The following is a 13,002-nucleotide window of genomic DNA, read 5'->3' as shown; positions in this document are numbered from 1 at the left end:
ATGTCCCGCGTAGTCCGTGCCGCCCGCGGCACCCAGCTCACCGCCAAGTCGTGGCAGACCGAAGCCGCGCTGCGGATGTTCCACAACAACCTCGACCCCGACGTCGCCGAGCGGCCGGAGGACCTGGTCGTCTACGGGGGCACCGGCAAGGCCGCGCGCAACTGGGCCAGCTTCGACGCGATCACCCGCGAACTGACCACTTTGGACGTCGACGAGACGCTGCTCGTCCAGTCCGGCAAGCCGGTCGGCGTCTTCCGCACGCACGAGTGGGCGCCGCGCGTGCTCATCGCGAACTCGAACCTGGTGGGGGACTGGGCGACCTGGCCCGAATTCCGCCGGCTCGAGCAGCAGGGCCTGACGATGTACGGGCAGATGACCGCGGGTTCGTGGATCTACATCGGCACCCAGGGCATCCTCCAGGGCACGTACGAAACGTTCGCCGCCGTGGCGAAGAAGAAGTTCGGCGGGACGCTGAAAGGCACCCTCACCGTGACCGCCGGCCTCGGCGGGATGGGCGGCGCGCAGCCCCTCGCGGTGACCATGAACGACGGGGTCGCGCTCGTCATCGAGTGCGACCCGCAGCGCGCGCACCGCCGCGTCGAGACGCGCTACCTCGACGAGGTGGCCGACGACCTCGACGACGCCATCGCCCGGGTCACCAAGGCCAAGCGCGAGAAGCGGCCGCTGTCGGTCGGCGTCGTCGGGAACGCGGCCGAGGTGCTGCCGGAGCTGCTGCGCCGCGACGTCGAGGTCGACATCGTGACCGACCAGACGTCCGCGCACGACCCGCTTTCCTACCTGCCCAAGGGCATCGCCGTCGAGGACTGGCACGACTACGCGGCCAAGAAGCCGGACGAGTTCACCGACCGCTCGCGCGAGTCGATGGCCGACCACGTCGACGCCATGCTCGGGTTCCTCGACAAGGGCGCGGAAGTCTTCGACTACGGCAACTCCCTGCGCGGCGAGGCGAAGCTCGGCGGCTGCGAGCGCGCGTTCGACTTCCCCGGGTTCGTGCCCGCCTACATCCGGCCGCTGTTCTGCGAGGGCAACGGCCCGTTCCGCTGGGCCGCGCTCTCCGGCGACCCCGAGGACATCGCCGCGACCGACCGCGCGATGCTGGAACTGTTCCCGGAGAACGAATCCCTCGCCCGCTGGATCAAGCTGGCCGGTGAGCGCGTGGCGTTCCAGGGGCTCCCGGCGCGGATCTGCTGGCTCGGCTACGGCGAACGCCACCTGGCCGGCCTGCGGTTCAACGAAATGGTCGCCGGCGGTGAGCTGAAGGCGCCGGTCGTCATCGGCCGCGACCACCTCGACTCCGGTAGCGTCGCCTCGCCGTACCGCGAGACCGAGGGCATGGCCGACGGGTCCGACGCGATCGCCGACTGGCCACTGCTGAACGCGCTGGTCAACACCTCCTCCGGGGCCAGCTGGGTGTCGATCCACCACGGCGGCGGCGTCGGCATGGGCCGGTCCATCCACGCCGGGCAGGTCAGCGTCGCCGACGGGACGGCCTTGGCCGCGCAGAAGCTGGAGCGCGTCCTCACCAACGATCCGGGCATGGGCGTCATCCGGCACGTCGACGCCGGGTACGACCGCGCGAACGAAGTCGCCGACGAGCGCGGCGTGCGGGTGCCGATGCGGGAGCAGGCGTGACGGCCTCCGGGCTGCTCGCGGAAATCGACGACGTCGGGCGTGACCCGAAACGCGGCGGCTACTCGCGGCACGCCTTCGACGCGCCCGAGCAAGACCTGCGCGCGTGGTTCGGCGAGCGGGCGCTGGGGCTCGGGCTGGACGTCGACACCGACCACAACGGCAACATCTGGGCGTGGTGGGGGCCGCCGGGGCCGGACGCCGTCGTCACCGGCAGCCACCTCGACTCGGTGCCCGGCGGCGGTGCGTTCGACGGCCCGCTCGGCGTCGTCAGCGCGCTGGCCGCGGTGGAATCCTTGCAGGCGCGGGGTTTCCGGCCGGGGAAGCCGTTCGCGGTCGTCGTGTTCACCGAGGAGGAGGGCGGCCGGTTCGGCGTCCCGTGCCTCGGTTCGCGGCTGCTCACCGGCACGATCGACGCCGACAAGGCACGCGGGTTGCGGGACGCCGACGGCGTCACGTTCGCCGAGGCCGCCGGGCGGTCCGGCTTCGACCCGGCCCTGATCGGCGCCGACCCCGAACGGCTCGAGCTGGTCGGGAAGTTCGTCGAGCTGCACGTCGAGCAGGGGCGCGGGCTGATCGACCTCGGCGCTCCGGTGGCGGTCGGGAACACGGTGATCGCGCACGGCCGGTGGCGGTTTTCCTTCGCGGGGCAGGGGAACCACGCCGGGGCGACACTGCTCGCCGACCGGGCCGACCCGATGCTGCCCGCCGCCGCGACGGTCACCGCCGTCCGGCGGCTGGCCCGCGCGGTGCCGGACGCGCGGGCGACCGTCGGGCGGCTCGTGCCGACGCCGGGCGGCACCAACGTCATCGCGTCCACTGTGGACCTCTGGCTCGACGCGCGGGTGCCGGGGACCGCGACCCCCGCGTTGGTCGAGGACATCACGCGGGCGGCCGAGGCGGCGGCGGAGGAAGAAGGTTGCCGGGTGGAGGTGACCCGGGAGTCCTATTCGGACGATGTGGTGTTCGACGATCGGCTGCGCGACGACCTCGGCGGGTGGCTCGGCGGGCCGCCGGAGCTGCCGACCGGCGCCGGGCACGACGCCGCGATCCTCGCCGGGTTCGTCCCGGCCGGGATGCTCTACGTGCGCAACCCGACCGGGATCAGCCACTCGCCGGAGGAGTTCGCCGAGACCGCCGACGTCGAAGCGGGCGCGGCGGCGCTGGCCACGGTCCTGGAACGGCTGGCGCGATGACCTCCGGCCCGCGGGGGCGCCCCCCATCTCCAGCCTATCGTCAGGCACCGACAGTTTTCTGGTGCGAACAGGCGTGGCTGCCGGCCGGGATCGCGTCCGGCGTGCGGATCGACGTTGCCGACGGCCGGATCACGGGCGTGACCCCGGATTCGCCGCGCACGGGCACCGTGCTCGAAGGCCTGACGCTGCCGGGGTTCGCGAACGGGCACTCGCACGCCTTCCACCGGGCGCTGCGCGGGCGGACGCACCACGAACGCGGCACGTTCTGGACGTGGCGGGAGCGGATGTACGCGCTCGCGTCCCGGCTCGACCCCGACACCTACTACCGGCTGGCGCGCGGGGTCTACGCCGAGATGGTCCTGGGCGGGTACACCAGCGTGGGGGAGTTCCACTACCTGCACCACGCGCCCGGCGGGAAGCCCTACGCCGACCCGAACGCGATGGGGGCGGCGCTGCGGCAGGCCGCCGCCGACGCGGGGATCCGGCTGACGCTGCTGGACACGTGCTACCTGGCGGGCGGCATCGGCGTCGAGCCCGACGAGGTCCAGCGGCGGTTCTCCGACGGCTCGGCCTCGGCGTGGGCTTCACGGGTGGCGTCGTTGCGGGAAGACGAGCTGTTCCGCGTCGGCGCCGCGATCCATTCGGTGCGCGCGGTTCCGGCCGAGGAGCTGTCGCTTGTGGACAGTCCGCGGGTGGTGCACGTCCACCTGTCGGAGCAGCGGGCCGAGAACGAGCAGTGCCTGGCCGCGTACGGGCGCACGCCCACCGAGCTGCTGCACGAGCGCGGGGTGCTGACCGACCGGCTGGTCGCCGTGCACGCCACGCACCTCACGGCGTCGGACATCGAGCGGCTGCGCGGGGCGCGGGCCTGCTTCTGCCCGACCACCGAACGCGACCTCGGCGACGGCATCGGCCCGGCCCGCGCCCTGCGGGACGCCGGGGTGCGGCTGAGCGTCGGCAGCGACAGCAACGCCGTCGTCGACGCCTTCGAAGAAACCCGCGCGCTGGAGCTGGACGACCGGCTGGCCAGCGAGGAACGCGGCCGGTTCACCGCCGAGGAGCTCCTCGAAGCGGGCACCGACCACGCCGCGACCGGGTGGTTCGAGGTCGGCGCGCTCGCCGAGGGGGCGGGCGCGGACCTCGTCACCGTGACCCTGGATTCGGTGCGGACGGCCGGGATCGAGCCCTCGGGCGTGGTGTTCGCCGCGTCCGGCGCCGACGTCCGGCACGTCGTCGTGGCGGGCCGCGAGGTCGTGCGCGAAGGCGCGCACCAGTTGGTCGAACGACCGGAAACCGTGCTGGCCAAGGAGATCGAGGAACTGTGGCAGTCCTGATCACGGGTATCGGCGAGCTCACCACGAACGACCCCGAGCTGGGCCGGTTGTCCGACGCGGCCTTGGTGCTGGACGGCCCGCGCGTCGCCTGGGTGGGCAGCGCGTCCGACGCACCGGACGCGGACGAGCGCGTCGACGTCGAAGGCCGCGCGGTGCTGCCGGGCTGGGTCGACAGCCACACGCACCTCGTCTTCGCCGGTGACCGCACCGCCGAGTTCGAAGCCCGGATGGCGGGGAAGCCCTACACCGCCGGGGGAATCGCGATCACCGTCGGCGCCACGCGGGAGGCGTCGGACGAGCAGCTGGCGGCCAACCTGCGCCGGCACGTCGACGAAGCGGCCCGGCAGGGGACGACGTGCCTGGAGACCAAGACGGGCTACGGATTGACCGTCGAGGACGAAGCCCGGAGCGCGCGGATCGCCGCTGCGGTGGCCGACGAAGTCACGTTCCTCGGTGCGCACCTGGTGCCGCCGGGCGCCGACGCGGAGTCCTATGTGGACCTCGTGTGCGGCGAAATGCTCGACGCGGTGGCGGGAAGCGTGCGCTGGGCGGACGTGTTCTGCGAGACCGGCGCGTTCGACGAAGCCCAGTCGGCGCGGGTCCTGAAGGCCGCCGCCGGACGCGGGTTCGGCCTGCGGGTGCACGGCAACCAGCTCGGCGAGGGGCCCGGCGTGCGGCTCGCGGTGGAGCTCGGCGCGGCGAGCGTCGACCACTGCACGTACCTGAGCGACGCCGACGTCGAGGCGCTGGCCGCGTCGGAAACCGTGGCGACCCTGCTGCCCGCGTGCGACTTGTCGACCCGGCAGGCGATGGCGCCGGCCCGGCGGCTGCTCGACGCGGGGGCGAAGGTCGCGTTGGCCAGCAACGCCAACCCCGGCAGCTCGTACACGACGTCGATCGCGTTCTGCGTGGCGACGGCGGTGCTGCAGCTGCGGATGACGATCGAAGAGGCCGTCTGGGCCGCGACCGCGGGCGGCGCGAAGGCGTTGCGCCGCGACGACGTCGGCGTGCTGCGGCCGGGTGCTCGGGCGGACGTCCACGTGCTCGACGCACCTTCGGTGACGCACCTGGCGTACCGGCCGGGGGTGCCGCTCACGAACTCGGTGTGGCGCGCCGGAGATCGCGTGCGCTAACGTCGAAAGCGAGGACGCGCGAAGACACAGTCCGGTATGGGTTAGTCCGGGCGGCGCAGCCAGGCTCACCTGTGCGTCCCTTCCTCGGAAGCGACGAAGGGACAGCTGTGTCGGTGATCATCATCGGGGCCGGTCTGGGTGGCTTGAGCCTCGCGCACGGCCTGCGCCGGGCCGGAATCCCCTGCGGGGTCTACGAACGCGACGAATCGGCGGGCGCGCGCAAGCAGGGCTACCGGCTGCACATCGGTGACGTCGGCGACTCGGCGTTGCGCGAGGTGCTGCCGCCGGAGCTGCACGCACTCTTCCACGCCACCGCGGGCCGGGCGCGGCCGCACACCAACGTCTACGACGAGCGGCTGGGCCTGGTCACGCGTTTGGCGGACGAGGGAACCCACCTCAACGTCAACCGCTTCACCCTGCGGCAGATCCTGCTGCACGGCCAGGAAGTCCGTTACGGCAAGCGGTTCACGCACTACGAAACCGACGACGACGGCGTGACCGCGTACTTCGCCGACGGGACTTCCACCCGCGGCAGCCTGCTGGTCGGCGCCGACGGGATCAACTCCCCGGTGCGGCGGCAGTACCTGCCGCACGCCGAGGTCGTCGACGCCGGGCTCGTGCACCTCTACGGCCGGATCCCGCTCACCCCGGAGACCCGGGCGCTGTTCGAGCCGGAGATGTTCGCGGTGTTCACCATGATCGTCGGGCCGGACCGGACGATGGCCGGGTTCGCCCCGGTCGACTACCCCGGACCGGTCGCCGACGCGTGCGCGCGGCTGGTGCCGGACCTGCGGCTGCGCGATGCCGAGAGCTACATGACGTGTTCGGTGGGCGCGCGCTGGGAAGTCGTCGGGCACGACGAGGCCGAACTCGCCGCGATGGCGCCCGGCGACCTCCGGAAGCTGGCGCTGGGGCTGGTCGACGGCTGGCACCCGCTGGCCGGCGCAATGGTCGGGCACTGGGACCTCCCGGCGACGTTCCCGCAGCCGATCCGCACGAGTGTCCCGATCGCACGGTGGGCCCCTTCACGCGTGACGCTCGTCGGCGACGCGATCCACGCCATGAGCCCGGCCGGCGGCGCGGGCGCCAACACCGCGTTGCGCGATGGTGCGGTGCTGGCGGCCGCGCTGGCCGGGTCTCCGCTGCTCGAAGCCGTCGAGGCCTACGAAACGGCGATGGTGGGCTACGGGTTCGCCGCGGTGCGCGAGTCCGCCGAGAACGGGCGGCGCTTCCTCGGGCAGAACCCACTCACAGCGGAAGCGTGAAGGGCGTGCACTTCGGAAGGTAACTCGCGTCGAGCGCGTGCAGGATCAGGCCGGTGACGTTCGGGTCGATCGCCTGGCTCAGGTGGCCCGAAGCGTCGGACGCGCAGAAGTCCTGCAGCACGACGTCCTTCGCGCCCGGCTCGTTCAGGATCCCGCTCGTGTACGGCGTCACGACCTCGTCGTACTTGCTCACGATGCTCGTGTACGCCGGTCCGGCGACGTGCACGCCGCCGCGGGCGAGGTCGTCCAGGAAGGCCGACGGGGCCAGGTACTCCTTGCACGCGCCGCACGCCGTCTTGAGGACCAGGTCCAGGCCCGGGACGGTCGTGAGGAGCGCCTTGGCGAGGGCGTCGAGGCCGCCGAGCGTGGTGCCGCGGTAGTTGGCGCCGAAGCCGACGAAGTTCGCGACCTTCGCCGCGCCGCCGCCGTACTTCAGGTAGTACGCGGGCATCGTGCTGCCTTCGGAGTGGCCGACGATGTCGACCTTCGCCGCGCCCGTCGTCGTCCGGACCTTGTCGACGAACCGGCCGAGCTGGCCGGCGCTGTCCCGCATGGAGGCCAGCCCGCCGACGCCGGGGAGGATCCCGGTGCCGTAGGTCAGGGAGAAGACGCAGTAGCCCTGGGCGGCGATCTTCGGCGCGTGGAAGAACCAGTTGACGGTGTCGTTCGCGCCGAGCCCGTGCACCAGGACCACGGGCTGGGGGTGCGTGGCCGAGGGGCGGCAGCCCCAGTCGTTCCAGCCGCCGCTCGGCGCCGCTTCGGCGACCGCCGGGGCGGCGACGCCGAGGGTGACCGCCGCCACGACCGCTGTGAGGATCCGCTTGGCACCGCCGTTGGTTACCCGCATTCCACTGCCTCCAGTTACCCATCAGTAAGTGATGCAGCTCATGATCGGTCACAGCGCCGGAGTGGCGACCTGGGACAACGCTCAGAGATGGTGGCCGTTTGTTGTGACAAGTGACAACCAAGAGAACGGCGTTCCTGGTCGATGGTCAAAGGGACTGGTCCACCGGCGAAACAGGAGGAGCCGTGCGACGTCTCTGGCTCGTGGCCATTTTGACCGCCCTTTTCGTGGCGCCCCAGCCGGCGCTGGCGGATCCGGTGCACTGGGACCAGCCGGGTCCGCATCCGGTCGTCAGCGAAGCCCTCGACGGGACCCACACCGTCTTCCGGCCCGCCGACCTCGGCGGCGACCGGCACCCGGTCATCGTGTGGGGCAACGGAACGGGCGCGACCCCGGCGGTCTACGCGCCGCTGCTGCGCCACCTCGCGTCGTACGGGTTCGTCGTCGCGGCCGCCGACACGCCCAGCTCGGGGAGCGGCGCGGAAATGCTGGCCGGCGCCCGGACGCTCGTGGCGGAGAACGCGCGGCCCGGCAGCCGGTACTTCGGCCGGATCGACACCGCGCACATCGGCGCGACCGGGCACTCGCAGGGCGGCGGCGGGGCCATCGCCGCCGGCGCGGACCCGTTGATCACCACCACCGTCCCGCTCGAGCCGGGTCCGCTCGGATCCGTACCGGCGCTGCACGGCCCGGTGTTCTTCCTCGGCGGCCAGCTCGACGTGATCGTCGTGCCGGGACTGCTGGTCATCCCGCGCTACTACGCCGCGTCGCACGTCCCCGCGGTCTACGGCGAACTGGCCGGAGCCACCCACTTCACCGCGGTGGGCGACGCCGGTGGTTTCCGCGGCGCGATCACCGCGTGGTTCCGGTACTGGCTGGCGGGTGACACCCGGGCCAAGGGCGTCTTCTTCGGGCCGGGCTGCACGCTGTGCACCGACCCGGCGTGGTCGAAGGTGCTACGCAACGGGCTCGCGCTCCAGGTCTGACGACGGCTTGCGGACGGCGGCCGCGATCCCGGCCGCCGCGAGCAGGCCGCAGAGCCAGGCGAACCAGTCGCCGAAGCGGGCGTACGGCGTCTTCCCCGCGCCGCTCGGGACGTCCGCGACGACCACCGTGAACGGGCTGCCGCCGGTGTGCGCGTCGGCCAGGACGTGGCCCTGGGCGTCGGCGAGCATCGGGGTGCCGCGGGCCGCGCTCCACGCGACCGAGAAGCCGTTCTCGACGCCGCGAAGCAGCGCCGTGCGGCTGTGGGCCCAGCCGTCGACGTTCTCGTCGGAGGCCGGGACGAGGACCAGGCCGGTGCCCGCGTCGCCGTAACCGCGGCTCGGGTCGGCGAAGTTGACGTCCATGCACACCAGCAGGCCGATCCCGGCGAACCGGGTCAGCTCGGTGCCGGAGCGGAGGTTCGGCGAATCCCCGTTGTGCCACTTGCGGTATTCGACCGGCGCGCCGGACGGGGCCACGGCGAGTGCGGCGTTGAACCGGCCGTCCGGCGTGCTGTCGAGGACGCCGGTGACGACGTCGAGGTCTCTCGCGCGGGCCACTTCGGTGAGCGCCGTGACGAGGCTCGCGCGGCTGGTCCGGTCCACCGCGAAGGTGGCTTCGGGGAGCACGACGGCCTTGACGCCTTCCGGCAACCGGCCGATTTGGTCCACATAGGACTGGAGGAGCGCCTGGCCGTCGCGGGTGGCGACGTCGACCGCCCAGCGGTTCTGCCCGGGTGCGATCAGGGCGACCCGCGTCGACGGCCCGGTGAGCGGTGGCGTGCTCCAGAACGCGAGCCCGCCGGCGATCGCGGCCAGTGCGACGACGGGGACGAGCCGCGTCCGGCCGCGCAGCCCGGGTGCGAGCGCCGCGGCGACGGCGGCCGGGACGAACAGCACCAGGAACTCCACGCCCCAGCCGCCGGTGACCGCGGCGATCCGCACGATCGAGGGCCGGTCGGCCTGCGTCGTCATGAAGGTGCCCATCAGGCCGGTCGGGTTGAGCAGCGAGACGACGTAGAGCGCGACGGTCCACAACGCGGGTGCGGCGAGCGCGGCCAGGAATCCGTGGCCACGCCGGACCAGCAGCCCGAAGAGCGCGGCCGACAGCGCGAACAGCACCGCGCTGCCGCCGAGGATCGCGAGCGCGGCGGGCCGGGGGACCGACTGGGAGTGCCAGAAGTAGCTCCAGCTGCCGGCGCTGCCCGCGAGGTAGGCGGTGAAAGCGCTTGCCAGCGCGACCCCGCCGTGGACGCGGGGCGCCAGCAGCAGGATCGGCAACGGCGCCAGCCACGCCAGTTCGGGAAGCGGGTCCAGCCCGGTGCCGAAGAAGAACAGCACGGCCGACGCCAGTGTCGCCAGGATCGCTTTCATCGGTGCCCCTTTCGCCCGGTTCCAGGGTTTCAGGCGAGATCCGCGCGGGCACTGGGCCGGGCCACCGGGCTTTTGGTGGGGGTGGCCCCACCCCGGTTCATCGAGAGTTCAAGGAGCCGTCACGCGACAGGGATCGGCGGCGGTCTTGTGGATCAGTAGCGTTGCTGAAGAACAGCTACGGAGAGAGAGCCGGGCATGGACTTCTCGCTGATCGTGCTGGTGGTGATCGTGGCCGCGCTGGCCTTCGACTTCACCAACGGCTTCCACGACACCGCCAACGCGATGGCCACCTCCATCGCCACCGGGGCGCTCAAACCGCGGGTCGCCGTCGGCGTCTCCGCGGTGCTGAACCTCGTCGGCGCGTTCCTCTCGGTGGAGGTCGCGAAAACGATCTCCGGGGGCATCGTCGACGACACCAAGGTGACGCCGGTGATCATCTTCGCCGGGCTCGTCGGCGCCATCGTGTGGAACCTGCTGACCTGGCTGATCGGGCTGCCGTCGAGTTCGTCGCACGCCCTGTTCGGCGGGCTCATCGGCGCCACCTGGATCGCCTCGGGCTCCGACGCCGTCCACTTCGGGAAGGTCGTCGAGAAGGTCCTCATCCCCGCGCTCGCTTCGCCGATCGTCGCCGGGATCGTCGCGACGCTCGGCACCTTCCTCGTCTACCGGATCACCGCGCGGGCGAAGCAGGACACGGTGGGCCGGACGTTCAAGGCCGGCCAGATCGCCTCGGCTTCGCTGGTGTCGCTCGCGCACGGCACGAACGACGCCCAGAAGACCATGGGTGTCATCACGCTGACGCTGATCGCGTCCGGCTCGCTCGCACCGAACTCGGGACCGCCGCTCTGGGTGATCCTGACCGCGGGCACCGCGATCGCGCTCGGCACCTACCTCGGCGGCTGGCGGATCATCCAGACGATGGGCAAGAAGCTCACGGAAATCCAGACGCCGCAGGGCTTCGCGGCCGAGACGAGCGCCGCCGCGGTCATCCTCACCTCGGCGCACCTCGGGTTCGCGCTGTCCACCACGCACGTCTGCTCGGGCGGCATCATCGGCTCCGGGCTCGGCCGCAAGCTCGCAGAGGTCCGCTGGGGCGTCGCGGGCAAGATGGTGCTCGCCTGGGCGCTGACGCTGCCCGCCGCCGCGATCGTCGGCGCGATCGCCGCCGAGGTCTCCACGCTCGGCACCTGGGGCACCGTCTTGATCGGCCTCGCCGGGGTCGTCGTCGCGGTGGGCATCTACCTCGCGTCGAAGCGGAACCCGGTCAGCGCCGACTCCATTTCCGAGCCCGAGCCCGGCGTGCAGCCGGCCAACCTCTGAGGAGCGCCGTGCACATCGATGGGGGTTCCCTCGGTCTCGTCTTCGTCGTCGCGCTGGCCTCGGTCGTCGTGCTGACGAGCCTCTTCTCCTTCGGGGTGGTCGGGCTGTCCCAGCGCGACCAGGCCCGTGAAGCGGGTGGCTCGGGCAGCGGTCCGCTGGCCGGCGCGGTCATCTGCTTCGTGCTCTGCGCGGCGATCGTCGGCTACGGGATCTTCTTGATCGTCGCCTGAGCGCGTTCCCGGAACCCGTCCGGGAGCCCGCCGAGCATCGGGGCCAGCGTGCCCCGGCGCTCGGCGCTCAGGTGCGTCAGCAGGTCCAGCGCCGGGTCCCGGAGGTCCTCGTCGGTGCCCGCCGCGGTGATCAGCCGGCCGAGCCGGTGCGCGGGCAGCAGGCCGACGACGTGGTCGATGCGGCCCTTGTCGTCGAGCACGAACGCGATCCGCAGCAGGCCGGGGTCGTCGATCCGCTCCAGCGCCTGCCGCACGGTCGGGTCGGGCAGGTGCCCGACGAACCGGCCGAGGGTGATCCAGTCCTCGCGGCGCGCCAGCTCGGCGGCGACCGCGAGCACGGTGTCCAGCGGGATGCGCGAGATGATCGCGCTCGCCCGCCGCGGGTCGAGCTCGGCCGCGACCTCGGCGAGGAACCGCGGGTGCAGCCGCTTGGCGACGTCGACGCCGCGGGAGACGTCGACCAGCCCGGCGATCCGGGCGCACAGCAGCGGGCCGAACACCTTCTCGGCGATCTTGGCGAGCACCGCGCCGGGCAGCAGCCGCGCCGCCAGCGCCATCCGCTGCAGCACGGCGCTGTTCGCGTCGAACAGCGTGTCGGTCACCTGGCCGCGGAACGCCTTGAGGTCGTCGGCGTCGACGCGGGCGAGGTAGTCCAGCCGCGCCGGCTCGACGTCGAGGACGCGGGCCAGCTTCAGGATCTCCGCGCGCGAGGCGTAGTCCGCGGTCACAGGCCCACCGCCTTCCGCACCGCGCCGCGCAGCAGCGCCGGGACGTACCGGAGGCCCTCCTCGCCGGCTTCGGCGAGCGCTTTCGCCTGCCGGCGGCGCGCGTCGCGCAAGGCGTCGGCGAGGTCCTGGCGCTCGTGCGCTTCGAGGGCCTCGATGCCTTCGGGGAGGGAGCCGCCCAACTGATCGGCGAGTGTGCGCTCGGCCATGGTGGATCATCATGCATCATGCGGACATGACCTTCGAGACGTCCACCGTCCGTGTCGGCGAACTCTCCGCGTACCTGGCCAGGCCGGACGGCGGGTCGGCGTCGGGGATGCTGCTGCTGCCGATGATCACCGGGATCGGGGAGCAGGTCCGGGCCTGGGCCGACGAGCTCGCCGGCCGCGGGATCACCGCGCTGGCCTGGGACGTCTTCCACGGCGCGAGCACCGACAACACCTCCCGCGAGGACCTCGGCGCGAAGCTCGGCGACCTGCGTGACGAAACCGCGCTGGCGGAGCAGACCGCGCTGCTCGACCACCTGCTCGGCGAGCTGGGCTGCGCGTCCGCGGGGGTGATGGGCTGGTGCCTCGGCGGCCGGTTCGCGCTCCTGCTCGGGGCCCGTGACCAGCGGCTTTCCGGTGTCGTGGCCTACCACCCGACGATCCGCGTCCCGGCGCCGCCGAACCACGAACTCGACGCGGTCGCTTTGTCGACATCGATCACCGCGCCCGTGCTCGTCGCCTACCCGGAGGCCGACACCGTCGTCTCGCACGAGACGTTCGCCCGGCTCCAGACGGCGCTGCAGTCACGGCCGCGGGGCGCGACGTTCAGCCAGCACTTCCCGGGCGCCGAGCACGGCTTCACGGACTCCTCGCGGCACGGATCGGCGGTGAACGCCGACGCGTTCGCACTGTCCTGGCCGCAGACGCTGGCGTTCCTCGACACGCTGAAAGGTTGACTTTC

At 72.5% G+C, this 13,002-nt stretch carries 13 protein-coding genes; 9 read left to right on the top strand and 4 right to left on the bottom strand.

The window, feature by feature from the left end; translation table 11 throughout:
• The 5 genes from hutU (at nt 1) to ACLJQM_RS39485 (ending at nt 6,578) form a co-directional block, all read left to right on the top strand.
• Complete coding sequence (gene hutU / locus ACLJQM_RS39505) at nt 1-1,653, top strand: urocanate hydratase (protein ID WP_410635447.1); 1,653 nt, start codon at nt 1-3, stop codon at nt 1,651-1,653.
• Nucleotides 1,650-2,846, top strand: a complete 1,197-nt coding sequence (locus tag ACLJQM_RS39500; RefSeq protein WP_410635445.1) for an allantoate amidohydrolase — start codon at nt 1,650-1,652, stop codon at nt 2,844-2,846. Before hutU ends, ACLJQM_RS39500 begins: the two co-directional genes overlap by 4 nt.
• A 101-nt stretch (nt 2,847-2,947) precedes the next feature.
• Nucleotides 2,948-4,180, top strand: a complete 1,233-nt coding sequence (locus ACLJQM_RS39495; protein WP_410635443.1) for a formimidoylglutamate deiminase — start codon at nt 2,948-2,950, stop codon at nt 4,178-4,180.
• Nucleotides 4,168-5,313, top strand: coding sequence for an imidazolonepropionase (hutI, locus tag ACLJQM_RS39490; protein ID WP_410635442.1), 1,146 nt, complete (start codon nt 4,168-4,170; stop codon nt 5,311-5,313). Before ACLJQM_RS39495 ends, hutI begins: the two co-directional genes overlap by 13 nt.
• Before the next feature lie 113 nt (nt 5,314-5,426).
• A complete protein-coding gene (locus ACLJQM_RS39485) occupies nt 5,427-6,578 on the top strand; it encodes an FAD-dependent oxidoreductase (protein ID WP_410635440.1) in 1,152 nt (383 codons plus the stop codon).
• On the opposite strand, the gene ACLJQM_RS39480 is transcribed toward ACLJQM_RS39485, so the two are convergent.
• A complete protein-coding gene (locus ACLJQM_RS39480; RefSeq protein ID WP_410635438.1) occupies nt 6,562-7,425 on the bottom strand; it encodes an esterase/lipase family protein in 864 nt (287 codons plus the stop codon). The two genes, ACLJQM_RS39485 and ACLJQM_RS39480, sit on opposite strands and share 17 nt — an antisense overlap.
• Before the next feature lie 182 nt (nt 7,426-7,607).
• Here ACLJQM_RS39480 and ACLJQM_RS39475 point away from each other — a divergent pair, with 182 nt between their 5' ends.
• Nucleotides 7,608-8,408, top strand: coding sequence for an acetylxylan esterase (locus tag ACLJQM_RS39475; protein ID WP_410635437.1), 801 nt, complete (start codon nt 7,608-7,610; stop codon nt 8,406-8,408).
• Here ACLJQM_RS39475 and ACLJQM_RS39470 read toward each other — a convergent pair.
• Complete coding sequence (locus ACLJQM_RS39470) at nt 8,379-9,779, bottom strand: nitrilase-related carbon-nitrogen hydrolase (RefSeq protein ID WP_410635435.1); 1,401 nt, start codon at nt 9,777-9,779, stop codon at nt 8,379-8,381. The genes ACLJQM_RS39475 and ACLJQM_RS39470 overlap by 30 nt on opposite strands.
• Before the next feature lie 195 nt (nt 9,780-9,974).
• Here ACLJQM_RS39470 and ACLJQM_RS39465 point away from each other — a divergent pair, with 195 nt between their 5' ends.
• Together ACLJQM_RS39465 and ACLJQM_RS39460 are read left to right on the top strand one after the other, a co-directional pair.
• Nucleotides 9,975-11,099, top strand: coding sequence for an anion permease (locus ACLJQM_RS39465; protein ID WP_410635434.1), 1,125 nt, complete (start codon nt 9,975-9,977; stop codon nt 11,097-11,099).
• A gap of 8 nt (nt 11,100-11,107) precedes the next feature.
• Nucleotides 11,108-11,329 carry a hypothetical protein gene (locus tag ACLJQM_RS39460; protein WP_360779142.1) on the top strand — a complete coding sequence of 74 codons (222 nt, stop codon included), beginning with the start codon at nt 11,108-11,110 and terminating at the stop codon, nt 11,327-11,329.
• On the opposite strand, the gene ACLJQM_RS39455 is transcribed toward ACLJQM_RS39460, so the two are convergent.
• Nucleotides 11,302-12,057, bottom strand: coding sequence for a hypothetical protein (locus tag ACLJQM_RS39455; RefSeq protein WP_247014340.1), 756 nt, complete (start codon nt 12,055-12,057; stop codon nt 11,302-11,304). The two genes, ACLJQM_RS39460 and ACLJQM_RS39455, sit on opposite strands and share 28 nt — an antisense overlap.
• Nucleotides 12,054-12,263, bottom strand: coding sequence for a hypothetical protein (locus tag ACLJQM_RS39450; protein WP_247014339.1), 210 nt, complete (start codon nt 12,261-12,263; stop codon nt 12,054-12,056). Before ACLJQM_RS39450 ends, ACLJQM_RS39455 begins: the two co-directional genes overlap by 4 nt.
• Nucleotides 12,264-12,289: 26 nt before the next feature.
• On the opposite strand from ACLJQM_RS39450, the gene ACLJQM_RS39445 reads away from it, so the two are divergent.
• The gene (locus tag ACLJQM_RS39445; protein WP_410635432.1) at nt 12,290-12,997 is read left to right on the top strand and encodes a dienelactone hydrolase family protein; all 708 of its coding nucleotides are present in this window, start codon (nt 12,290-12,292) and stop codon (nt 12,995-12,997) included.
• Nucleotides 12,998-13,002: the final 5 nt, after the last annotated feature.

Origin of the sequence: Amycolatopsis sp. cmx-4-83 (genome assembly GCF_046548815.1) — a bacterium.
Lineage (GTDB): Bacteria > Actinomycetota > Actinomycetes > Mycobacteriales > Pseudonocardiaceae > Amycolatopsis > Amycolatopsis pretoriensis_A.
The sequence above is the reverse complement of the archived record's forward strand: the minus strand, read 5'-3'. Positions and strand labels throughout refer to the sequence as shown.

Bases quoted from the DNA above. Each gene is read 5' to 3' on its own strand.
- hutU (WP_410635447.1), top strand. From the start codon at position 1: ATGTCCCGCGTAGTCCGTGCCGCCCGCGGCACCCAGCTCACCGCCAAG.
- ACLJQM_RS39480 (WP_410635438.1), bottom strand. From the start codon at position 7,425: ATGCGGGTAACCAACGGCGGTGCCAAGCGGATCCTCACAGCGGTCGTG.
- ACLJQM_RS39470 (WP_410635435.1), bottom strand. From the start codon at position 9,779: ATGAAAGCGATCCTGGCGACACTGGCGTCGGCCGTGCTGTTCTTCTTC.
- ACLJQM_RS39465 (WP_410635434.1), top strand. From the start codon at position 9,975: ATGGACTTCTCGCTGATCGTGCTGGTGGTGATCGTGGCCGCGCTGGCC.
- ACLJQM_RS39450 (WP_247014339.1), bottom strand. From the start codon at position 12,263: ATGGCCGAGCGCACACTCGCCGATCAGTTGGGCGGCTCCCTCCCCGAA.
- ACLJQM_RS39445 (WP_410635432.1), top strand. From the start codon at position 12,290: ATGACCTTCGAGACGTCCACCGTCCGTGTCGGCGAACTCTCCGCGTAC.